Genomic DNA, 22,406 nt, shown 5'->3' with positions numbered 1-22,406 from the left:
CCCCGGCACGAGGTGGGACCGGATCAGGGAAGGCTGTTCCGGGTCGAGGTGAAGCTGTCGAACCAGGCCGTGCCCGCCGTGGTCGACGTGGTGCCGGCGCTGAGACCGAGGCGTGCAGCCTCGATGCGCAGCGCAGTGTTGTTGTTGGCGCCGAGCAGGGTGGTCCGCGCCGTGCCGTCCACCGAGAGGACGGCACGACCCGGCGTCGCGCCCGTCGCCGTCGCTCCCTGCTGCCAGTCGACGCGCACGGTGCGGTTGCCGGTCGGCAGGGTCACCGCGGGGCCAGTGAGGTTCCCACCGGCGTTGCGGGCCATGACGAGCCGGACCTGTCCTGAGCCCGTACCACCGATGCGGTGGAACTGCACCGCCACCGCCTGCCCCGCGGTCGTCCGTCCCTCGAACACCGTCACCCACGCTGTCGGGCTGGTGCCCGACGAGAGGGTGTTGGCGTTGAACGCGAACTGCGCGTGGTAGGTCGTCTCGGCCGACGGCGTGTTGTCGGTGACGAACGCCGGGTTGCGGGAACCGGTCGCGACCATGCCGTAGTTGCCGGTGCCGAGCGGCATGCCGGCGGCTGGGCTCGTCGTGACCGCACCGGTCCGTGCAGACCACCTCGACAGCGAGTTGGTGTCGAACGTGTCGCTGAAGATCGGGTTGGGGCGGACGACCTTGACGGTCACCGAGGCGGCGTTGCTCCAGTTGCCGGCCGCATCCTGGACGCGGAGGTTGAACTGGACGAGGCCCGACTGGATGCCGGCGAGCGGGATCGTCGCCGTGACGCCGGTGCCGTTGTCGGTGATCTGGACAGGGGTGGCCTTGCCCGCGCCGGGGTCGGTCGTGCCGGTCCAGAACTCGGCGCCCTGGAGGCGCGCACCGACGTACGACGGCAGCGTCGTCTCGGTGACGCCGGCCGAGAGGGTCAGCGTCGTCGCACCGTTCGTCGGGGTCGGGCTGCCGGTCATCGTCCCGAGGACCGGCGCCGTCTTGTCGACGAGGAGCCGCACGAGGGCATTGCCCGCGGTGAGGTCGCCCCAGTTGCCTGCCGCGTCCTTGGCGTGGACGAAGACGGTGTGCTCGCCCGCCGGGAGCGCCTTGATCTGCGTCAGCGGGATGAGGCCGTACGCCTGCTCCTTCGGTGAGTCGAAGGCGCCGTCGACCGCGATGAGCGTGAGGCCCTTGCCGAAGACCGGTGCGCTTCCCGGGTCGAGGAAGGCCTCGGCGCCCGTGATGTTGCTCTGCGTGGCACCGCCGGCGTCCCGGTCCTCGACCTCGGTCGAGACCACGAGGTAGCCGGGGTAGGCCTTCGAGCTGACCACTCCGTTGGTCGGGTTGGGCCCGACCGAGGCCGCGTTGACCTGCGGAGCGGTGGTGTCGACGACCAGTGGCACGTCGAGGGGCGGCCCCCAGATGCCCTGGCTGTTTAGGCTGTGGACGAAGAGGTGCGTCGTGCCCTCGCCGGCCGCCTTCACGCTGGCCGCCGGAATGGTGGCGGTGAGCGCGACCTTCGCGGCCGAGCGGTTCGGCGTCATCGCGAACCCCGTGCCGTCGACGCCCGGCGTGCCGACGAAGTACTCGCCGGCCGTGATCGTGCCACCGGCCGCGGTGTCGTCGCCCGTGGCGCTGAGCGTGACGGTGCCCGTGCCGTTGGCCGGGTTCGGGCTGACCGTGCCCGCCACCGTCTGCGGGCCCGTCTTGGCCAGGTTGAGGGTCACCGAGCCGACGACGCCCCAGTTGAGGGCGGTGTCGTGACCGCGGACGTAGATCGTGTGCTTGCTCGAGCTGAGGCAGTGCAGGTCGACCGGCGGGTTCGACGAGGAGCACTGCGCCGCCGTTGCGCTCGCAGGGATGGTGCCTGTCACGACTGCAGAGCTGCTGCCGAACGTGCCGGTCATCTGGATGGGGCTCGAGCCCGCGGCGATCGTCGCGACGTCGTCGTCGACGACGAGTTCCGCTTGGTCGATGGCCGATCCGCCGCTGGTGGCGTCGGTCACCGTGGCAGTCACCGTGACCGCTCCCGTGCCGTCGGCAGGGTTGGGCGTGACGGCGACCGCGGTCGAGGCCGGCCCCACGGAGTCGGTGCTCGGCGGCGGCGCGTTCGTGTCGAGGAAGGTGAGCATGCCGCCGAAGGCGACCGACAGGGGGTCGGCCGTGGTCTGGCCGCCGTTGTCGAGCTGGGCTGCCGACTCGAAGAGCGCCACCTTCGCCTCGGGCCCTGAGGGCATCGTGACGAGCGAGTCCATCGTCACGCCGGGGTCGACGGCGGCGACGACGGAGGGCTCCGGCGTGCCGAGGGCGTGCCCGTCGTTCGAGAGCAGCTGCTGCTCACCGCCGAGCAGGCTCATCGGGTGCAGCTCCGTCCCTGCGTTGACGTAGCGCAGCAGGACCTTGTGGCCCTGGTCGGTCGCGACCGGGTCGGTCGAGGGGAACGGCTTGCCGTTGATGAGCCGGAACTTCGGCTTGAACTCGCGCAGGTCGGTGAACTTGGCCGGGTCGGCGTTGAGCGCGGGGTCGATCTCGCTGAGCACGAGCACCGCCTCGTCGTCGTAGGACTGGCCGTATGCCGTGCCGTCCGTCGAGAGCACGACGAGCGCACCGGCGAGACCCATGGCGACCTGGCGGGCGCCACCGGCGGTGTGGCCGGCCTCGTAGAGGAACGTGCCGGCCCGGGAGGCCGTGAACGAGTACGTCGCGGTCGCCCCGGGCGCGATGCCGTCCGTGTCGGGCGCGGTGCCCGTGACCTTGCTCGGCAGGCCGGCGGAGAAGTCTCCCGCCGCCTGCCCCGGCAGGGCGAGAGACGTCGCCTCGCCGAGGCCGTTGTGGAGGGTCAGCTTCACGACGTCGCCCTGCCTGGCCACGATGACCGGGCCGGGCGCGGTCGCCGCGCCCGCCTCTGTCGTCGAATACCCCCAGATCGGGATCGACTGCGACAGGAACTCGTTCGTCCCCGGCTTGGCCCACAGGTCGCACGCAACGACCTCCGGGTCGGTCCCCGACGCGGGCGTCAGGGTGCAGCCGGGCGTGTTCGGCGTCAGCTTCCCGACCGGAGCCGCGGGTGCGGCAGTAGCGGCGGTGGAGGCCGTGGACGGTGCCACGGCAGCGCCCGACGTGGGCACGGAGGCCGGCGTGACGGCATACGCAGTCGTGGCGGCGAGCGCCGTGCCCGCGAGCGGGACGGTCGAGAGCGCGGCAGCGACGGCGGAGACGCCGAGACGGAGCCGGAGGCTGGGTCGAGATGTCATCGGAGTCGCCTCACTTCACCGGGCAACCGGCGGGCGGGTCGATGCGGAAGACCGTCATCATGCCGCCGAAGGTCGCGCCGTAGTTGGTCGCCTGCTGGAGCGCGTGGCTGTGGGCCACGTGGTAGTACTCGCCGCACTCGTTGTTCACCGTGATGTTCGAGGGGAAGGTCCCCTGCTCACCGAGGTACGGGCTCTCGTTGAACCACGTGTCGGTGCCGACGAGCAGCTGGTCGGTGATGACGGGCAGCTGGGTCGGGACCGGGTTGGTCGTCGGGTTCCAGTGCTCGACGTCGCGCCAGTCCATGAGCGCGTCGACCGTCTGGCCTGGCATCACGTCGAGGTCGTACTTGAGGTACGACAGGTCCTCGCCCTTGGCCCCCACCAGCGCGTGGCCGTCCTTGTTGACCACCCGCTCGTCGCTGCCGTGCGGGTGGAACGGGAAGTTCACGCGGCCCGCGTTGAGGTAGCGGATGGCGGCGGGCAGCGGGTTGGTCGCGGCGTCCCACGGCTTGACGTGCACGAGGGCCCCGTAGGGCTGGTTGGGCAGCCACGACGCCTTGTTCGGGGCCAACGTGTCCGGCATGCTGCGGCCGTTGATCATGTAGTAGCGAGCGTTGTATGCAGACCAGTCCACCGGTTGCTTGCGCTCGACGGCCAGGTGCACGTCGGGGTCGATCTCCGAGAGGAGGAAGACGTACTCGTGCTGCGGGTTGAACGCCGAGTCGGAGCGGTCGTTGACCTGGCCGGACGCCGTCGCCGGGCGCACGACGAGGGCACCGAAGAGCCCCATCTCCTGCTGCTTCGTGACGTCGGTGCCGCTCGTGTAGAGGTAGGTGCCGGGCGATCCGGCCTTGAACTGGTAGGTCACGGAGCCCGAGGTCGCGGCCGCCGGCTGCACCATCGAGGTCAGCTCGTGACTGGTGGCGTCGAACTGCGGTTGTGCCGGGTTGCCGTCGGCAGTGACGCCGTGCTGGCCCGGGAAGACGATCGAGGTCGCCTCGGGCAGCTCGTTGTGCAGGACGACGGTGACCGTCTGGCCCGAGGTGACGCACAGGACCGGGCCGGGCAGCTGGAAGCGCCCGGAGCTCAGGCTGTAGCCCCACGAGTAGATGGAGTTGCCGTCCGGGGTGGAGACGTAGCCGTCCCGGGCCGCCAGCGAGAACGTGCCCTGGTTGCCCTTCTCGCAGAGCAGGCCCTCGGACGTCGCCGCCTGCGCGCCGGAGGTGGCGCCGAGGGCGGTGGCGGCCACGACCGCAGCCACGCCCACTGCCACCGGTGCACGCCCGCGGATCCGGGCCTTGAACGGCGCCCGGCTGCGGGCACCACGTGATCGGTTGAGTCGCATGATCGTCCCTTCGTCGACTCGTCAGGTGTTGGGCTGGGTCTGGGGGCCGTAGGCCCCGGGTGCGCCGACGCGGAGGACGGTCATCATGCCGCCGAGCCCCGCCGCCCCACCGTTGCCGGTGAGGCCGTGGGTCCGGTCGTAGAGCAGGTACTCGCCGGGGCGGGTCGGGGTGAGGAGCACGTCACGGCTCTCCCCGGGGCCGACGTCGACGCTGTTGGTGAGCTGGTAGTTCGACGTGCCGTCCCGGCCACGCAGCAGGCTCGCGTCCTTGGCGATCACCGTCATGTCGACGTTGTCGAGCGTCATCGCGTGGTTCTGGTAGCCGAGGTTCGACAGGCGAAGCAGCACCGTCTCGCCGACGTTGCACGTGATGAGCGAGCTGATCGGCTGGTACTGGAGGCGCCCGGCGGCCGGCGAGCGCGGGTCGCCGCCGGGAGCCACCGTGTCGGGATAGCCGCGGCCGTTGAGCAGCCAGAAGCTGGGCGCGTAGTCGGTCCAGTCACTGACCTGGATGTGGGCGTCGCGGTAGTGGGCGGCCGACCACAGCTCGGTCATCATGAAGGCGAACTCGCGGTCGTAGCGGGTGCTCCCGTCGCCGTCGTTGTATGCGTACTTGCCCGGGGGGACGGAGCCCGTGCCCTTGTTCTGGGCCGGCCGCACGAACACCATGCCCGTCATGCCCATCTGCACGTGCTCGACGTCCTCGAAGTGGCAGTGGTACATGTACGTGCCCGCGTCGCGCGCCCGGTAGAAGTAGGACAGGTCGCGCCCGATGGGCACCGACAGCGACAGCTCCGGCACGCCGTCGAAGAGCGGGATCGCGTTGACGAACCCGTGCCAGTGCAGGGTGTGCCCGTCGAACAGGTCGGGCCGCTGCAGCAGGCCGAGGTTGCTCAGCGTGATGGTGATGTCGTCGCCCTCGTCGAAGGCGAGCATCGGCGCACTGATCTGCGCCTTCCCGCGCGTCGCCGCCACCTGCTCCGCGGTGAACCCCGTGACGTCGCGGAACCCGAAGACGTACGTGTCGAACCCGTCCGGGGCCAGCGAGTCGGGGAAGAACGGCGGGTCGGCGGGTGAGTTCGCCGGCATGCTCACCCAGCCGTCCGTGCCGGCCAGGTGCACGGACTTCTTCGGGCCCGCCGCAGTGGCCTGCGGCGTGACGACCCTCGGCATCGCCGCGGCGCTCCCGAGGGAGGCCCTCGAGCCGAGGGCTGCCGCACCGAGGGCGCCGGCGGCGCCGAGGATGACCGCCCGTCGCCCGAGGCCGGTGCGCTCCGTCGAGGCGACTTCGGTGAAGACGCTGCTCTCGTCGTTCATGGTCTGCTCCATTGGTCGGATCGACCGGTGCACCGGTCCATCGGCGTGTGGTTGGTCGGCGTGCCCGACTGGGGTGAGGGAGGTGCGGACCCCGGGGCGCGATGGGGGAGGGAGGACCTCATCGGGAGGTGTCGCGCCCCGGGGTGGTGAGTGGCGACGCATCACGGCCTCACCTGGTCGGAGCCTGCGTCGATCGGCGTCGGCGTCGTCGGGGCCGGAGTCGTCGGTCGCGGGTCCCCGTCGATGTCGCGCGCCGGGGCCGTGACGGTGACCGTCCAGGCGGTGCCCAGCGTGGCGCTCGCACTGACCGGTCCGACGGCGTGGGCTGCCGCCCCCGTCCCGGTGAGGTGGTAGTCGGCCCGCAGCCTCGGCGGCAGGAGTGCCGTGACGATGGCGGCCTCCCGGAACCCGGGGAACGTGCGCGACGCGAGCACCGTGACGGTGAGCTCGGGCGTCGGGTCGACGAGCCCGGGCGTGTCGGTGACCTTGGTCTGCACGCCCGCGTCGGCGCCTGTCGACGTCTGGATGACCGAACCGATCGGGTGCAGCAGGCCCGGTCCCCCCACGACGCCCATGTCCCAGTGGTCGGTCGTGTTGGCCGTGCCGTCGGGCAGGGGGCCACCGATGCCGTAGACGTAGCCGCCGACGAAGGTTCCCGCCCGGTTGTCGTTGAAGACGTCGTTCAGCAGGACCGGGTTGCTGAAGCTCGCCTGGCCGGCGGTCTGCGAGGTGCTGAAGCCGTTGCTGCCGCTGCTGTTCAGCCGCGCCATCAGCTGGTCGCTGTTCGGCCCCGTCGACAGGCCCGCTGGTGCCGGCTGACCGTCGGAGGTGACCGCGGTCGCCGTCGTCATGTTGCCGGCGACGGTGTTGTTGACGAACTTCACGAACGGAGCGTCGTCGAGGGCGACGCCGCCACCCTCGTGGGCCGAGACGTTGTTGGTCACGGTGTTGTTGGAGATCGTGATCCACTGCGGGTCGGCCTTGGTGACGTGCGATCCGGCCACCTGGAGGAGGCGGATGCCGCCGCCGTCGTCGCTCGCGATGTTGGCGTCGATGACGTTGCCGTCGACCGTGACCGGCCCGGTGCCGGGGCTGAGCCCCGTCGGGGTGGCGGGAAGCTCGCCGGCCAGCATGATCGCGCCGCCCTCGTCGTACGAGCTGTTGAACCAGACGGTGTTGCCCGAGATGGTCCCGCCGCTGGCGCCACTCCTCCGGTTGGCCTGGTAGCCGAAGGCCGTCACGGCGCCGCCGTACTCCGCGGAGAAGTTGCCGCAGATGGCGTTGTGCTGCACCTTGTAGCCGTCGCTGCCGGTGAAGAGGCCGATGCCGCCGGCGAGGTTGGTCCCGCCGTTGTTGAGCACCTGGTTGTCGGCGATGAGAGTGTCGTAGTTGCGGTTGTCGCCGGTGTAGGGGGTGCCGACCCGGATGCCGCCGCCGTAGCTGCCGCTGTTGCCGACGATGACGTTGTCGGTGATCCGGGTGCTCTGGTTGTTGTTGTGGAGGTAGATGCCGCCGCCCTGCGTCACCAGGGAGCCGGTGGCCCCGTACGGCGTCTTGACGCCACCCGTGAGCACGTTGACGTTGCCTGCGAAGTCGGCCTGGGCACCCCCCGTGATCTGGAAGCCGTCGATGGCGACGGGGGCTGCGGCGATGACGGGCTTGCCCTGGTCGTCGAGCACCGTGATGGTGGCGGCATCCGGCACATCGGCTTCGCCGCTGTAGCGCAGCCGTGACAGCAGGCCGATCCAGGCCGTGCCACTGGGAAGGTCCGGGCTGAAGCCGGAACCGTCGATGATCGAGCCGGGCACCCACTGCTGGGAGCCGTCGGGCCTGGTGGTGAAGCCGCCGGGGCCGACGCCCTGGATCGCGACACGGTGGTGCACGATCAGGTTCTCGTTGTACTCACCGCGCGGGTTGAGCGTGGTGGGCGAACCCGGCCACACGACCACCAGCCAGTACGGCTGCGACGTGGTGGGATTGGCGAACTCGAGGGCCGCCTGCACCGTCGAGTACTTCGTACCAGGCTTCACCTCAACCATTTGCGGGTTGTCGGATGTCGATTTGGCCGTGGTCGCATCGAGGTTCCAGACGGTCAGACCGTTATAGGTAGAGCGCTTGGAGCCGTTGGTGATCGAGATCTTGAGCGCGCCCTTGGTGCTCGGAGTGGTCGTCGTCGTCAGAGGCGGAACCGTGAAGGAGATGCTCGTGTCGGACCAGCTCGAGACGGTGACACCGGGAACGGCCTGGCCGGCGGTGTTGGTCAGCGTGACCGAACCGGTGCCACGGGTCGCCCCGAAACCCTTGCCGGTGACGGTGACCGTGCGTCCCGTGCCGGTCGGGCGGACGTACGGGTGGTCCACGGCGAGCAGCTGCGGGTTGGCCGCCCCGAGGTCGCAGCGCGCCGGGTTGGACGCGGTGGTTCCCGGTGCCAGGACGGTGGCGGCTGCCTGCGTCGGCGCCGTGTCCGTGACCGTGTAGAGGCCCGGCCAGCCCTGGAACGTCGCGCTGATGGTGCGATACGCGGGGTCGTAGTCGGGGTTGGGGTTGCCCGGTGCACCCGGGTCGTTGCCGGTGAAGCGGTACATGTTCGGGCACGGTCCGGCCGGGACCGGGCAGTTGTAGGTGCTCGTCGACGGCTCGAGGGCCTCGTAGAAGCCGTTGAAGTCGGTGTGCACGGTGTCGACGAGACGGCCGCTCCAGTCGTAGAGACCCACGGGCACGTGCGGAAGACCTTGAGCCTCACCGTAGTTCGCGCTGCGCTTGTCGAGCGACAGCCCGAGGTCGTTGATCGTCAGGCCCCAGAAGTGCGTCGGGAGCGGCACCGGGGTGAAGAGGTTGAAGTTGGGCGCCACGGTCTGTCCGCTGCGTACGGTGACGAGCTTCGAGTCGCAGAGCGGTCGGTCCTGCCCCTCGAAGGGGCTGCCACCGGCGTCCAGGAAGGCCTGGTTGCTGACCTTCACCGTGTGCAGGGCACCGGCGCACGGCGAGATGATCCCGGCGCCCGACGACGGCGGCTGCGACGGCGGGGTGGCCTGGTTGCCCGTTCCGGGGCCCGAGGACGCGGCCTCTGCAGCGTTCGGCGGGTAGTTCTCCTGGGGCAGGTAGGTGTCGCCGTCGAAGACGTTGACGTCCTCCTCCTTGGTGACCTGGTACATCGGCTTGCCGTCGACCGGGTCTCTGGGGATGTCGGCGCTGACGATGTAGTCGCCCGCGGGAAGGCTGCCGAAGCCGTAGTTGCCGTTCACGGTCTGGCCGGCGGCGCCGTCCGTGCTGTCGGACGGCCCCGTCTGAACGCCCATCATCGGCGACTCGACGCAGAGGTTGTTGGCCGTCGGACCCGACTCGGGCAGGGCCTTCTGGTCGGTCAGTGGGGTGCCGTCCCACTGCTTGGCGGTGCAGCCGCGCGGCGCGGCCCACAGCTCCGTCTGGTAGCTCGGTTGCTGCTCGGCGCCCTTGACGAGTGCGCCGCGCTCCGGGTCGGGGTTCGGGATGGTCTGCGGCACACCGGGGTTCGTGTTGGCGTCGTATTCGGGGTTGGGCACGGACAGGGGCACGATGGCCTTGCCCTGCCGGCAGGAGTTCGCCATGGCGGTGGGGTCGGTGGTCGGGCACGGCACGGTGGCGTACACGTGCATGTCGACACCGGGGATGCCGGGCTGGTAGGACTCGCTCACGGCATCCGCCGGGTCGAGTTCGTTGCGGGTCGTGTCGTAGGACACGGTGGCGGCGATACCGCCGTTCTCGGTGGCGCCGTAGGGCTCGACGCCCCAGTCGACGGTGCCGCCGAGCCCGAGGACGGGTAGCACGCTGACGTCGACGAGACCGCCCCGGATCGTCGTCGGGGTGTCCTCGTTGTCGCCCTTGTAGGTGACGCCGGTGGTGCGGTACCGGGTGTTGAACGCCTCGAGGACGAGCCACTTGCTGAGCGGGTAGACCTCCTTGATGTCGTAGACGCCCTGGTCGTTCGTGGTGACCGTGTTCGTGGCCTGGTCCATCAGCGAGTTGTCGCGCTCGCGCACCGTCAGTGCGAACTGGGGCACCGGCGCCTCGCCCGGGTCGCGCTTGCCGTTGCCGTTGTCGTCGACGAACACCGTTCCCTTGAGGTGCGTGAACCACCCGACGAGCATGTGGTTGCCGACGTCGTAGACCTCGCCGCCGGAGACCTCGACGTTGAAGCTGTCGATGATGTAGTCCTGCGCGTCGTCCCACAGCGTGAGCTGGTAGGAACCGTCAGGAACGTTCTTGATGTCGTACGAGCCGTTCGCGGCGCCGCGACCCACGTAGATCGCGCCGTCGCCGCCGCCCAGGTCCGAGAGGGCGACCCACGGTGCTGCGATCGGGCCGCCGGACTTCGCCCCGGCCCAGCCGCCGCCGGGGACGTCGAGGCCGTTCTGGCCGCCGATGTAGGGCAGGCCGGCGATGACGACGCCCTTGATCTCGCCGGTCGGCGCGTTCCTCCTCGGCACGCTCATCGCCTTGACGCGGACGAAGCCGAACTGGGTTGCCGGCACGTGCTCGGCGCCCTTGACGACCTCGTTGTCGTCGCCGGTGTCGCCCTCCTGGATCCAGATGTCGTGGTCGTGGCCGCCCTCGAGCGTCGTCGTCTGCACCCAGCCGGCCTGTCCGGCGGGCGGGGCGACGGTGGCGGCGTAGCGGTTCGGGCCGAGGTTCGGGATGACGATCTCGCCGGTCCGGTCGCTCGTGCACCGACCCGTCGAGTGCGCCGTGTCGACCACGGGCTTGCCGTCCTTGCCGAACGTCATCCGTCCCGCCCCGTCGTGGACGTAGACGGTGCACAGGGCGTTGCCGTAGTAGTCGGTGCTCACGAGCCCGAGCACGTCGGTCAGCGTCGCAGTGAAGTTCGAGAGCCCCTGCTCCGCGTCGGCCTCGTAGGTGCCGTCGACGGGGACGTTGTCGTTGAAGACCTGGATGCGGATCGTCGCCAGGGGCAGCGGCAGCGGCTGCATCGCGACCGCGACTGCCGTCTGCCGGCCGGCCACGACGCTGAAGTGCGCCCCGTCGATCTTGAAGTCTGGGGCGGTCACCGAGATCAGGTACTTGCCGGGCTTGAGGCCCTGCAGCAGCGTGGCCTTGGCCAGGTCCTTCTCGGTGCCCTGCGCAACGATGGCCGCGTGGCCGGAGGTCGTGCGCACCGAGGGCCAGGGGCATGAGTCGGCGTACGGCTCCGTCGGGTCACCGGGCGCCGGGCTCGCCGGCTTGGTGCTGCCTCCGGGGGCCCGCGACGGGAGGCACTTGTCGAAGAGAGGTGCAGCATCCGTGCCCGGGTCGCCGGTGTTGTCCTCGTTGATCATCCACTGGTACGTCCCGACGGGGTCGCCCTTCTGGACGAAGGTCGGGGTCGAGGTCGACTTGTTGTCAGCCACCGTGCGCGCGCTTGTGACCGCGAGCGAGATGCAGCCGCTCCCGGCGGCAGCACCGGTCGGACAGTCGGCGACCGTCACGACGGCGGGCGCGGCTGCCGCGGGCGCGGTGACCGGTGTTGCCGCCGGGCGCGAGGCCGCCGCGGCGGCGGCCAGCGGCCCACCCAGCTGGGCCACGCCGGCGATGGCGAGCGCACTCAGGCTCGCGATGATCGGAACGGAACGTCTGCGCAGCTTGGCCACGTCCACGGCAACCCCCCACGTGATACGGCGGGCTCAGTGCGAGCCCGTTCTCCGGCGAAACGTCGCACGCGACGTCAGGACGCCGGACGCAGATGCGCCTGCCACTCAGCGGACTGTCACCGAGGCGGTGGCTCTGGGCTCACGGACCCGTCAGGAGGCATACGGGCATCCGTCATTTTCCTGTCATCTGCGCGCCCGTTGTGCGGCGGTACGCCCGGGTTCGGGGCAGCAGCTCCTACCCACTTGTCGTCGTTTCACCCCCAAAGGTGGTGCGCACCCACCCATACTGATCGGCATCCGGGAGAGGGGGGTCTCTCATGGCTACGGTGATGGTCGTAGACGATGAGGAACGAATTCGTACGCTGCTGGCCAAGTCGCTGTCGTCGCAGGGTCACTCAGTGGTGACGGCAGCGTCGGCGAGTGCCGCGATCGATGGGCTGGCCACCAAGGCGGTCGACCTGGTCGTCCTCGACCTGGTCATGCCGGGCCTGGGTGGGATGGCGGTTCTCAACGCGCTGAACGAGCACAAGCGGACGACACCGGTGATCGTGCTGTCCGGTGTCACCGACGTGGCCACGCGGGTGGAGGTGCTCGACCGGGGGGCGGTCGACGTCGTGGCCAAGCCGTTCAGCCTGACCGAGCTGCTCGCCCGCATCCGCCGCAACGTCGGCGTGCCGCGCACGCAGCCCGAGGACCGCTGCCTCGAGGTCGGCGGCATACGGCTCGACCTCGACCGGCGTCGCGCGACGTTCCGTTCCGTCAGCGCCTCGCTCACCGAACGCGAGGTCGGGCTGCTCGCCCACCTCATGCGGCGCTGCGGGCAGGTGTGCCGTCGGGAGGAGCTGCTCCATGACGTCTGGCACCTCGACTTCGACCCGGGCAGCAATGTCGTCGAGGTCTGCGTCGGGAGGCTCCGGGCGAAGCTCGGTCAGGACATCCCGATCGAGACGCTGCGCGGTGTCGGTTACGGCCTGTACGAGGACGCCTGATGGCGCGCCACCGGATGCTCCTGCTGTGGTGTGGCGTCGCGGCGCTCAGCTCCGCCGCGATGATCGCCCTGCCCGGCAGCGAGACCGTGCCCTACCACCTGGGTTGGGCCGCCTTCGCCCTCTGCTTCGGGCTCGAGCAGTGGAGCCGCCGGTCCACCTGGGTGGGCCTGGGCCTCTTCACGGGCGTCACCGGCGCGATCCTCCTGTATCGGGTCACAACCGGTGTCCTCGACTGGCAGGAGACCACCGAGATCCCGCTCATGCTGCTGCTCATGGTGCTGATGATCTGGCACGTGCGGCGTCGCCAGCAGGCGCTGGCCGACCTCACGGAGCACGCGGCGCGCGAGCGCGCGGAGTCGACGATGCGCGAGCTGCTGACCTTGCGCACGTCCCACGAGATGCGCTCGCCGCTCATGATCGCCCGCGGCTACCTCGAGCTGGTGACGGACCGGACGCCTGACGGCGAGGACCGGGAAGACCTGCAGGTCGTCGACGAGGAGCTGGCGCGCCTGACCCGGGTCTGCGAGCGCCTGGTGCGCAGCATGCGGGTCGGCACGGAGTTCGAGCTATCCCAGGTGGAGCTCGACGCGGTCCTGCGCCAGACCGCCGCGCGGTGGTCGGCGGTGGCCCAGCGCAACTGGCAGGTCGAGTCCCCCACGCTGAGCATCCACTGCTCGAGCGAGCGGCTGCGCGCCTGCCTCGACACGCTGATCGAGAACGCGCTGCGCTACACCGAGGACGACGAGGACACGATCCTGCTGTATGCGCGACCGATGCGGGACGCGATCGCGCTGGGTGTCGCCGACTCGGGTCGCGGCTTCACCGCCGACATGCTCCGCTCGTCGGCGGGCCAGCCACCCGGTCACGTGCTCGACGGTGTCCGCGACGACCTGTCCCAGACCGGCCTGGGCCTGTCGCTCGTGCGCGACGTGGCGACGCGCCGCGGGGGGTGGGTGCAGCTCGGGGTCTCTCCCTGGGGTGGGGCGGACGTCGCGATGATCCTCCCCCTGGAGCCCCGGTTGCCTCTGGCTCCGGTGCGTCCCGACGAGGCGCAGGTGCCCGCGCCTGCCAAGCGGGTCGCGCTGTGGCACAGTCCCTCTCGGTTCGCCCGGAGAGCCCGCGCCGACGTCACGCTGGCTCCTCCGGCGGCATGAGCCAGGTGGATCGTCGTATGCGGTATCCCCGAGCTACCAGGCGTAGTGCTCGGGCAGCCGGTGGCGGTAGCCGTCGAGCAGCTGTCGCGCGACGGTGACGGAGTCGACCAGGGGGTGCAGGGCGAACGCCTCGACGGCGAGCGACCTCGACCGTTCGACGGCCGCCCGGATGACGAGCTCGTCGACGGCCTTCACCTGCTGGGCGAGGCCGAGCGCGTGGCCCGCCAGCGCGCTGATCGGCAGCGGCACCGGACCCGAGGCGTCGACGCGGCACGGCACCTCGACGACCGCGTCGGCGGAGAGCCCGGGGACGGCAGTCCCGTTGCGCACGTTGAGGATCAGGCGCGCCGGCTCGTCACGGGCGATCGCCGCCATGAGGGCGAGGGCCACCCCCTCGTAGCCGCCGCCCTCGACATCGGCCTCCGCCCGCTCGTGCGACTCGCCGTCGTCGGACTCGCGGGTCTCCTGCATGTACGTCGCGTTGCGCTCGCGCCGCACCGCGTCCCACCGCTGCCAGGCGTCGTCGCGCGAGGCCGCCACGGCGGAGTAGAAGTCGGCCTGCTGGGCGACGAGGTACTCGCCGCGGGTCTGCGGCGCGCTTGTGATCTGGGCGATCGCGTCGCGCGTGAAGTAGTAGTAGTAGAGGTACTCGTTGGGCAGCGACCCGAGCGCCTGCAGCCACTCTGTCCCGAAGAGGTGCCCCTCCTCGATCGCGCCGAGCGCGGCCCCGTCGGCGATCAGCTCGGGCAGCAGGTCGCGCCCGTCGAGCCGCAGGCCGGTGAGCCAGCCCAGGTGGTTGAGCCCGGCGTAGTCGATCTCGAGGTCGTCGAGGCCGTGCCCGAGCACTCCCGCCGCGCGCTTGGCGAGCCCGAGCGGCGAGTCGCAGATGCCGACGACCCGCTCACCGAGCACCGTCTGCATCGCCTGGGTGATCATCCCCGCCGGGTTGGTGAAGTTGATGACCCACGCCTCGGGCGCCAGACGACGTATGCGTTCAGCCACGTCGAGCGCGACCGGCACCGTGCGCAGGCCGTAGCCGACACCCCCCGGACCCGTGGTCTCCTGGCCGAGCAGCCCGAGGTCGAGGGCGATCCGCTCGTCGGCGGTGCGGCCCTCGAGACCGCCGACCCGCATGGCCGAGAAGACGAAGTCGGCGCCGTCCAGAGCGGTGTCGAGGTCGGTCGTGGCGGTGACCGCCGGCGGCGAGACGACCGCACCCGGGCGTGCGGCGGAGTGCGCAGCAGCCTGCGCCGCGAGGACCCGCTGCATGACGGCCAGCCGGGTGGCATCCGTGTCGTGGAGCGCCACCTCGGTGACGCGAGCCGTCGACGCCTCTGCGGCGTCGCGCAGGAGGGCACCGTGGACGAGCGGCACGCGGAACCCGCCGCCGCCGAGGATCACGAGCTTCATCGCGCCACCATTCTTGGACGGTACCAACTGGCGCGGAGCGCTCCTCCGGACGGGACTCGGGACAGGCGGCGAGGGCAACGCGGCGAGTCGTCGACGCGCATGGAGGATCATGGGTGCGTGCCTCTCCACCAGTCCTTCGACCCGCTCGCCGCGCGGCGTGCCGCCGACGAGCCCTCGCTCGACGTGTTCGTCTGGGGCACCGTGTTCCTCGACATGATCTTCGCCGGGCTGCCGAGCGCTCCGAAACCGGGCACGGAGGTGTGGGCAGAGGGGCTCGCGTCGTGCCCCGGCGGCATCGCGAACCTCGCCGTGGCGACCCGTCGCCTCGGCCTGCGCACCGGCCTGGCGGCCGCCTTCAGCGACGACGACTACGGCGACTTCTGCTGGCGCACCCTCGAGGAGCAGGAGGGGATCGACCTCGGCTCGAGCCGTCGCTTCGCCGACTGGCACAGCCCGGTGACCGTCTCGATGTCGGTGGACCGCGACCGCAGCATGGTGTCCCACGGCCACCCCTCACCCGTCCCGGCCAGCGAGCTCATCGGCACGCCGCCGCGCTCGCGCGCCGTCATGGTCGACCTCGGCGAGGACGAGGTGTGGGGCACGAGCGGCCCCACGTGGGTGGACCAGGCCCGCGGCAACGGCGCTCTGGTCTTCGCCGACGTGGGCTGGGACCCCGCGGAGCGGTGGTCGCCGGACGTCCTCGACCGGCTCGAGCGCTGCGACGTCTTCATGCCCAACGCCGTGGAGGCGATGGCCTACACCGGGACGGGATCGCCCGCGGAGGCCGTCTACGCCCTGGCCGACCGGGTGCCGGTCGCCATCGTCACGAACGGCTCGGAGGGGGCCCTCGGCATCGATGCCCGCACCGGCGAGGAGGCGAGCGTGCCGTCGCTGTGCGTCCACGCCGTCGACCCGACCGGCGCCGGCGACGTCTTCGGCGCGGCGCTGCTCGTCGGCACGCTCGCCGAGTGGCCGCTGCAGCAGCGGATGGCGTTCGCCAGCCTGTGCGCGGGCCTCTCGATCCAGCAGTACGGCGGGTCGCTGGCGGCCCCCGGCTGGGGCGACCTCGCCGACTGGTGGAACGCGCTGGTCGCCGACACGAGCGCGGACGCCTACCACCGGTCGCTGCGCCGCCGGTTCGCGTTCCTCGACGACATCGTGCCGCGAGTGCCGGTCATGGCGACCCGTCGCGCGACGGCGACGATCGCCCGCCGCGCCGACGTCCACGACCTCGACTGACCGAGCCCAGGGCCCGGCCGCAGCCGCCTACGTCAGTGTTTCGCTGGGCGCAACAGTGTCGTAGCGCGTCGCCGGGAGTCCGCCCGCCGCCCACGACCCCGGCTGCCTACGTCAGTGTTTCGCGAGGCGAAACAGTGACGTAGCACTTCGGGGAAGTCCGCCCGCCGCCCACGACCCCGGCCGCCTACGTCAGTGTTTCGCTGGGCGAAACACTGACGTATCACGCCGCCGGGAGTCCGGGTCGAGCGCCGGCACCAGAAGTCAGTCGAGGCAGAACTCGTTGCCCTCGACGTCCTGCATGACGAGGCACGACTCCTCGAAGTCGTCGGAGACCAGCAGGCGTACGCGGGTGGCACCGAGCGGCTCCAGACGGGCAGCCTCGGCCTCGAGGGCGTCGACACGCTCCTTCCCGGTCAGGCCGGTGCCGACGCGCACGTCGAGGTGCAGGCGGTTCTTGACGACCTTGCCCTCGGGCACACGCTGGAAGTAGAGCCGCGGGCCGGCACCGGTGGGGTCCTCGCACGCGAACGCCGAACCCTGCCGCTCGGGCGGGAGCGACCGGTCGAAGTCGCCCCACGAGTCGAATCCGGGCGGCGGGGCTGGCACCTCGTAGCCGAGGACCTCACACCAGAAGCGCGCCACCCGCTCGGGATCGGCGCAGTCGAACGTCACCTGCACCTGCCTGACCTGCCCAGGCCGCCTGACCTGCTCCGTCGCTGTCATATCGCTCACCCTAGGCGCGGCGCAGCGACGAGTGCCATCGTGAATCCATGGAGAAGTCGTCGCTGACCGCCCTCGCGCGTGAGCTGCTGGAGCACGCCACCCGCGCCTCGAACGGCCGCGCGGCCGACACGGTGTACGGCGGCCACGAGCACGTGCTGCGCCAGACCGTCGTCGCCCTGGTGGCGGGCCAGTCCCTGACCGAGCACGAGAGCCACGGGGAGTCGACGGTGCAGGTCCTGCGCGGGCGCGTTCGGCTCAAGGCCGGCGACGTCTCGTGGGACGGCGCGCCGGGCGACCTGCTCATCGTCCCGATGACGCGTCACTCCCTCGAGGCGCTCGAGGACTCGGCGGTGCTTCTCACCGTCGCCATCCGCGACTGAGCCCGACCGCGCAGCCGGGCACCCGGCATACGCCTCGGTGGGCGCTCAGTCGCCGGCGATTCCGGTGCGCTCGACGCCCTCGACGATCCAGCGCTGCAGGAAGAGGAACATCAGCAGCAGCGGCACGATCGCCACGAGCGCGGCCATGAAGAGCTGGCTCACCTGCACCGACTGTGCCGTCAGGAAGGTCGACAGCGCGATCTGCACCGTCCACGACTCCTGGTCGCGGCCGATGACGAGCGGCCACAGGAACGCGTTCCACGACCCGATGAAGGTGATCGTGCCGATCGCGGCGACGAAGCCCATCGAGTTCGGGACGACGATCCTCCAGAAGGTGCCCCAGTAGCCGAGGCCGTCGATGAAGGCCGCCTCCTCGATCTCCTTGGGGAAGCCGAGGAAGAACTGCCGGAAGAGGAACGTCGCGAGTGCCTGGAAGAGGCCCGGGATGATGAGGCCGCGCAGCGTCGAGATCCAGCCGAGCGTCGAGACGAGCACGAAGCTCGGCACGAACGTCACCGCAGCCGGTATGAGCAGCGTCGCGGTGATGACGTAGAAGACGGCGTTGGACCAGCGGTACGGGATGCGGGCCAGGCCGTAGCCGGCGAGCCCCGAGAGGACGAGCACGCCGATGGTCTGGGCCACGGAGATGAGCCCGGAGTTGACGAGGCTGCGCGCCATCGGGATCGCCGGGTTGCTGAAGAGGCCGGTGAGGTTGGAGGTCTCCCACTGCGGCGGCAGCCAGTGGAAGTCGGGCGAGCCGAGGTCCTGCTCGCGCATGAAGGCGCTGCGCAGCAGCAGGTAGAAGGGGATGAGGAACAGGATGGCCCCGACCGCCAGGGCGCTGTAGCGGGCCCATCCCGCGACGCGGGACTGCCTCTTGCTGCGGACGATCGCCATCATTCGCCCCTGTCGCCGAGCCGGAGGAAGCGGCCCTGCACCACCGCGATGATCGCGATGATGAGGGTGAGGATGACGGCACCCGCCGAGCCGTGGCCGAAGTCCTGGCCCGACCCGAGCGCCGTGTAGTAGAGGTAGACGAGCGGCGGCCGCGCATAGGGAGGGTAGGTGCCAAAGGTCGACAGGATGTTGTAGAACTCGTCGAACGCCTGGAACGCGTTGATGAGCAGGAGCAGCAGCACCGCCGTCGACGTCGCGCGCAGCTGCGGCAGGGTGATGTGGCGGAAGACCTTCCACCCCTCTGCGCCGTCGATGGCCGCCGCCTCGTAGAGGGTCGGGCTGATCCGCTGGATGCCGGCGAGGAACAGGATCATGTAGAAGCCGATCTGCAGCCACAGGCGGGCGGTCACGATGACGAGCCAGTACCACGGCGGGTCGGCGAGGCTCAGCCACGGGATCGAGTCGATGCCGAAGACGCCGAGCGCCGCGTTGGCCAGGCCCGAGCGGATGCCGCTGAAGATCGACATCTTCCAGATGAGCGAGGCCACGACGTAGGAGCAGGCGGTCGGCAGGAAGAAGACCGACCGGAAGAACGACTGCATGACCTTCGTGCGGGCCACCAGCAGCGCCGCGCCGAGCGACAGCACGAACGTCGTCGGCACGATGAAGACCGCGAAGGCGAGGAAGGTCAGCAGGCTGCTGCGGAACGCCGGATCGCGCAGCATGTCGAGGTAGTTGCCCATCCCGACGAACCTCGTGGGCGTGACGGTGTTGTACGCGTCGAAGAACGACAGGTAGATCGACCAGGCGATCGGGATGTAGACGAAGACGACCAGGCCGATCACGAACGGGCCGACGAACACCCAGAACCACAGGTTGCGGTCCTGGCGCCCGCGCAGGCGGCGACCGAGCGACGGCCTAGGCGACTCGGGCGCGGGTGACCCGGGTGCCGCAGGTGACGTCGCCCGGTCGTATGCCGCCGGCTCGGCCTGCGCTGTCAGGCCTGGACCCGCTTCAGCTCGGGCTCGGCGACGGCCTTGACCTTGGCGATCTCGGCGGCCGGGTCGGCGCCCTCCTTGACGATGCGGTTCATCGCGTCGCTGAAGGCCGTGGCGCACTTCGGCGTCCACAGGATCGGGCTCTGCGCGTGGCCGACGTCGGTGGCGAGCTTGGCCGCCTCGGCCGCCTGGCCGCTCTTGAGGCTGTTCGCCTGGCTGATGAGGCTCGTGCGGGCCGGGATGTGGAAGCCGTAGGAGGTGGCGAAGTCGAGCTGGAACGGCGTCTGGTCGACCCACAGCCACTTGACGTACTTCTTGGCCGCCTCGACGTTCTTGCTCTTGGCGCTGACGCAGGAGCCGTAGGCGCCGACGGGCACCGAGGCCTTGCCCTTGTCGTCGAGGGCGGGCCAGGCCATGACGCCGAAGTCGTCGCCGAGGCCCTTCTTGATGTCGGGGAAGGTCCACAGGCCGGTGAACTGCATCGCCGTGAGCCCGGAGACCAGGGCGGAGGGGTCGAACCAGTCCTTCGGCGCACCGAGGAGCAGGACCTTGGCGTCCCACATCTCGCGCAGCTTGCCGAGGGCGGTGGCCGCGCGCGGGTCGTCGAAGCCGAACTGGTTGTCCTTGGTCAGGTAGTCCAGGCCGGCCGACCACAGCATCGGGCCGCCCATGAGGCCGGCGCCGCCGTCGTTGCCGAGGAAGAGGCCCTTGACGTTGCCCTGGGTCAGCTTCTTGGCCGCGGCGATGAGCTCGTCGATGGTCTGCGGCGGCGTGATGCCGGCCTTGTCGAGCATCGACTTGCGGTAGACGAGCAGCTGCATGTCGATGACCTGCGGGATGGCGTAGGTCTTGCCCTGGTAGGTCATCCGCTCGAGCATGCTCGGGTTGAAGTCGGACTTGGTGTCACCGAGCAGGTCGGTGAGGTCGACGACCTGGCCGCCCTTGATCATGTCGATCGTCGGGCCGTTGCCGTACTCGAAGACGTCGGGGCCGGCGTCCGTCAGCAGCGAGGCCGCGGTCGACTGGTCGTAGTCGCCGGGCTTCCAGCTCACCTTGACGATGGCGTCCTTGTACGCCGCGGCGTACCTCTCGACGGCCTGCTGGGTGCCGGCCTCGCCGTACTGGTGGTACCACTGGTTGAGCGTGGGCTTGCTACCGCCGCCGCTCGCGCCGCCGGTGGCCGCCGTCTCGCGCCCGGTGTTGCTGCCGCACGCTGCCAGCGCGCCCGTCACCGCGGCCGCGCCGCCGAGCGCGACGAGGGAGCGCCGGCTGAGGTTTGCCCGGAGGGCCTGACCGATCTGCTTGTCAGACATGAGGTTTCCCCTGCGTCCTTCCTGCCCGGGCGTGCGGGCACGTTGATAGCGGGCGCTCGGCCAGTCTGCTCGACCTCGCCCACCGGCGATCGTATGCCCGTCCCGTACCCGTATGCCGGACGGGCCACTCCCCGGTCTCACCGGGGCCTCACGCCGGCCTCCCCGCGGCCCTCAGATGGCCGTGGTGGAGTCGAGCGGGTTGTCGTCCGCCTCCTCGGCGGACGTCTGGAGGAGCTGTTCGACGAGCAGCAGGGTCTGCTCGTCCTCGAGGGTCATCCGTCGACCGAACGGACCGCGGGCGCGGGCCACCGACTCGCCGATCCCCAGGATGCTGGTGCGCACGTCGTCGCGGGTGTCGGGGCTCACGCGTTCGAGCAGACGCATCACGGACAGCAGGCCGGAGACGACCGGCCGGCCGTCGCGCTCGAAGTCGTCGAAGAGCCAGCGACGATCCGCGGCGGCGGACCCGAGGAGCTCACGGCCGGGACCGGTGCTGCGGAGCGCGGCATCGGTCACCGCGTCCCAGAAGGCGCTGCGCTCGTCCGGGTCGAATCTGACCCTCCCCGCGATGGCGCTCAGGACCCACACTGGCGCGAGCCGGAGCGTGGCCCACTCCGAATCGGTCCACTGCTCTCGCCACTGCGACGCGGACATGGCGCCACCTCCTGCGCAACCGGCTCGTCCAGCCTACGACCGCCCCCGTACCCGGCGAGCGAGCCGACTCACTCAGCCCAGCGGCATACTGCGGCTCGGGCATCCCGGGGCGCGCTCGTGCGTTGTCAGCAAGGATCGACCCGCAGCAGGACCACCCACGCCCGTCCCACGCCGGGACAGCATCCCTCAGAGAGGCACCGCGCATGGACCAGCTCTCCGACCTCAGCGGGCGGCACGTCGTCGTCACCGGCAGCAACAGCGGTACCGGCAGGGAGGCGGCCCGACGCCTGGCGGCCGCGGGCGCCGACGTCGTCGTGGCGGTGCGCTCCACCGACAAGGGCGACGCCGCCCGCGCGGAGATCCTCGCCGCCGACCCCGACGCGTCGGTGACGGTCCGCCGCCTCGATCTCGCCGACCTCGCATCGGTGCGGGCCTTCGCGGGCCAGCTGCTGGAGGAGGGGCGGCCGATCGACGTCCTGGTCAACAACGCCGGGGTCATGGCCCCGCCGAGGCGGTTCGAGACCGTCGACGGTTTCGAGCTGCAGCTCGGCACGAACTTCCTCGGGCCGTTCGCCCTCACCAACCTGCTGCTGCCGCTCGTGTTGAAGGCCGAGCGACCGCGGGTGGCGACGATGACGAGCGGTGCCGCGGCATTCGGCACGATCGACTTCGCCGACCTCCAGTGGAGGACGCGTCGATGGAGCCCGTGGCGCTCGTACGCCCAGTCCAAGCTCGCCGACAGCCTCTTCGGGCTGCAGCTGGCGCAGGTGGCGATCGAGCGGGACTGGCCGCTGCTCAGCACTCTTGCCCACCCCGGCTACACGCGGACCAATCTGCAGCTCGCCGGTGCGAGCCTCGGCCGCGAGGGTGCCAAGCCGCCGCTCTACACCCGCATCTCGGTGCTGCCCGTGCAGGAGGTCGAGCAGGGCACCGAGCCCCTGTTGCGCGCGATCGCCGACCCGACCGCGACGCAAGGCGCCTTCTACGGCCCCGGCGGCCGGTTCGGGCTGGCCGGACCCCCGGCGCTCGTGCCGCTACCCCGGTCGGCCCGCAAGCCGGAGCTCGCCGCGTCGCTGTGGGCCGTGGCCGAGAAGCTCACCGGCACGACACTGCCCGACTGACGC

Annotated in this window: 15 protein-coding genes; 5 read left to right on the top strand and 10 right to left on the bottom strand. The window is 70.7% G+C overall.

What is annotated here, in order from left to right:
- Positions 1 to 23: 23 nt before the first annotated feature.
- The 4 genes from LQK93_RS09395 to LQK93_RS09380 form a co-directional block, all read right to left on the bottom strand.
- Entirely contained in the window at positions 24 to 3,239 is a 3,216-nt protein-coding gene (locus LQK93_RS09395; protein WP_374971275.1) for a multicopper oxidase domain-containing protein, read from the bottom strand.
- Positions 3,240 to 3,249: 10 nt separating this feature from the next.
- Positions 3,250 to 4,584: a multicopper oxidase domain-containing protein gene (locus tag LQK93_RS09390; protein ID WP_374971274.1), complete on the bottom strand. Its 1,335-nt coding sequence runs from the start codon at positions 4,582 to 4,584 to the stop codon at positions 3,250 to 3,252.
- A 21-nt stretch (positions 4,585 to 4,605) separates the two neighbouring features.
- On the bottom strand, positions 4,606 to 5,901 hold the full coding sequence (locus tag LQK93_RS09385) for a multicopper oxidase domain-containing protein (protein WP_374971273.1): 1,296 nt from the start codon (positions 5,899 to 5,901) through the stop codon (positions 4,606 to 4,608).
- Between the two features lie 161 nt (positions 5,902 to 6,062).
- On the bottom strand, positions 6,063 to 11,531 hold the full coding sequence (locus LQK93_RS09380) for an IPT/TIG domain-containing protein (protein WP_374971272.1): 5,469 nt from the start codon (positions 11,529 to 11,531) through the stop codon (positions 6,063 to 6,065).
- 311 nt (positions 11,532 to 11,842) lie between these two features.
- Here LQK93_RS09380 and LQK93_RS09375 point away from each other — a divergent pair, with 311 nt between their 5' ends.
- The gene (locus tag LQK93_RS09375) at positions 11,843 to 12,514 is read left to right on the top strand and encodes a response regulator transcription factor (RefSeq protein WP_374971271.1); all 672 of its coding nucleotides are present in this window, start codon (positions 11,843 to 11,845) and stop codon (positions 12,512 to 12,514) included.
- Positions 12,514 to 13,668 (top strand): sensor histidine kinase, encoded by a 1,155-nt coding sequence (locus tag LQK93_RS09370; protein ID WP_374971270.1) that lies wholly within the window; start codon positions 12,514 to 12,516, stop codon positions 13,666 to 13,668. The genes LQK93_RS09375 and LQK93_RS09370 overlap by 1 nt, the downstream gene beginning before the upstream one ends.
- A 33-nt stretch (positions 13,669 to 13,701) precedes the next feature.
- Here LQK93_RS09370 and LQK93_RS09365 read toward each other — a convergent pair whose 3' ends face one another.
- Positions 13,702 to 15,078: a 6-phospho-beta-glucosidase gene (locus LQK93_RS09365; protein WP_374971269.1), complete on the bottom strand. Its 1,377-nt coding sequence runs from the start codon at positions 15,076 to 15,078 to the stop codon at positions 13,702 to 13,704.
- A 117-nt stretch (positions 15,079 to 15,195) separates the two neighbouring features.
- Here LQK93_RS09365 and LQK93_RS09360 point away from each other — a divergent pair, with 117 nt between their 5' ends.
- Positions 15,196 to 16,317 carry a carbohydrate kinase family protein gene (locus LQK93_RS09360; RefSeq protein ID WP_374971268.1) on the top strand — a complete coding sequence of 374 codons (1,122 nt, stop codon included), beginning with the start codon at positions 15,196 to 15,198 and terminating at the stop codon, positions 16,315 to 16,317.
- A 261-nt stretch (positions 16,318 to 16,578) separates the two neighbouring features.
- Here the strand turns inward: LQK93_RS09360 and LQK93_RS09355 are convergent, their stop codons facing one another.
- On the bottom strand, positions 16,579 to 17,040 hold the full coding sequence (locus LQK93_RS09355; protein ID WP_374971267.1) for a VOC family protein: 462 nt from the start codon (positions 17,038 to 17,040) through the stop codon (positions 16,579 to 16,581).
- 47 nt (positions 17,041 to 17,087) lie between these two features.
- Here LQK93_RS09355 and LQK93_RS09350 point away from each other — a divergent pair, with 47 nt between their 5' ends.
- On the top strand, positions 17,088 to 17,420 hold the full coding sequence (locus LQK93_RS09350) for a cupin domain-containing protein (protein WP_374971266.1): 333 nt from the start codon (positions 17,088 to 17,090) through the stop codon (positions 17,418 to 17,420).
- A 45-nt stretch (positions 17,421 to 17,465) separates the two neighbouring features.
- Here the strand turns inward: LQK93_RS09350 and LQK93_RS09345 are convergent, their stop codons facing one another.
- The 4 genes from LQK93_RS09345 to LQK93_RS09330 form a co-directional block, all read right to left on the bottom strand.
- Positions 17,466 to 18,317, bottom strand: a complete 852-nt coding sequence (locus LQK93_RS09345; RefSeq protein ID WP_374971265.1) for a carbohydrate ABC transporter permease — start codon at positions 18,315 to 18,317, stop codon at positions 17,466 to 17,468.
- Positions 18,317 to 19,180 (bottom strand): carbohydrate ABC transporter permease, encoded by an 864-nt coding sequence (locus tag LQK93_RS09340; RefSeq protein ID WP_374971264.1) that lies wholly within the window; start codon positions 19,178 to 19,180, stop codon positions 18,317 to 18,319. Before LQK93_RS09340 ends, LQK93_RS09345 begins: the two co-directional genes overlap by 1 nt.
- Positions 19,181 to 19,314: 134 nt before the next feature.
- Complete coding sequence (locus LQK93_RS09335) at positions 19,315 to 20,628, bottom strand: ABC transporter substrate-binding protein (protein WP_374971263.1); 1,314 nt, start codon at positions 20,626 to 20,628, stop codon at positions 19,315 to 19,317.
- A 171-nt stretch (positions 20,629 to 20,799) separates the two neighbouring features.
- Positions 20,800 to 21,282, bottom strand: a complete 483-nt coding sequence (locus LQK93_RS09330; RefSeq protein ID WP_374971262.1) for a hypothetical protein — start codon at positions 21,280 to 21,282, stop codon at positions 20,800 to 20,802.
- A 203-nt stretch (positions 21,283 to 21,485) separates the two neighbouring features.
- Between LQK93_RS09330 and LQK93_RS09325 the strand changes: the two genes are divergently transcribed.
- A complete protein-coding gene (locus LQK93_RS09325) occupies positions 21,486 to 22,403 on the top strand; it encodes an SDR family oxidoreductase (protein WP_374971261.1) in 918 nt (305 codons plus the stop codon).
- Positions 22,404 to 22,406 lie beyond the last annotated feature (3 nt).

This window comes from Terrabacter sp. BE26, from assembly GCF_041941675.1.
GTDB lineage: Bacteria > Actinomycetota > Actinomycetes > Actinomycetales > Dermatophilaceae > Terrabacter.
This window is presented reverse-complemented; position numbering and strand designations above follow the sequence as displayed.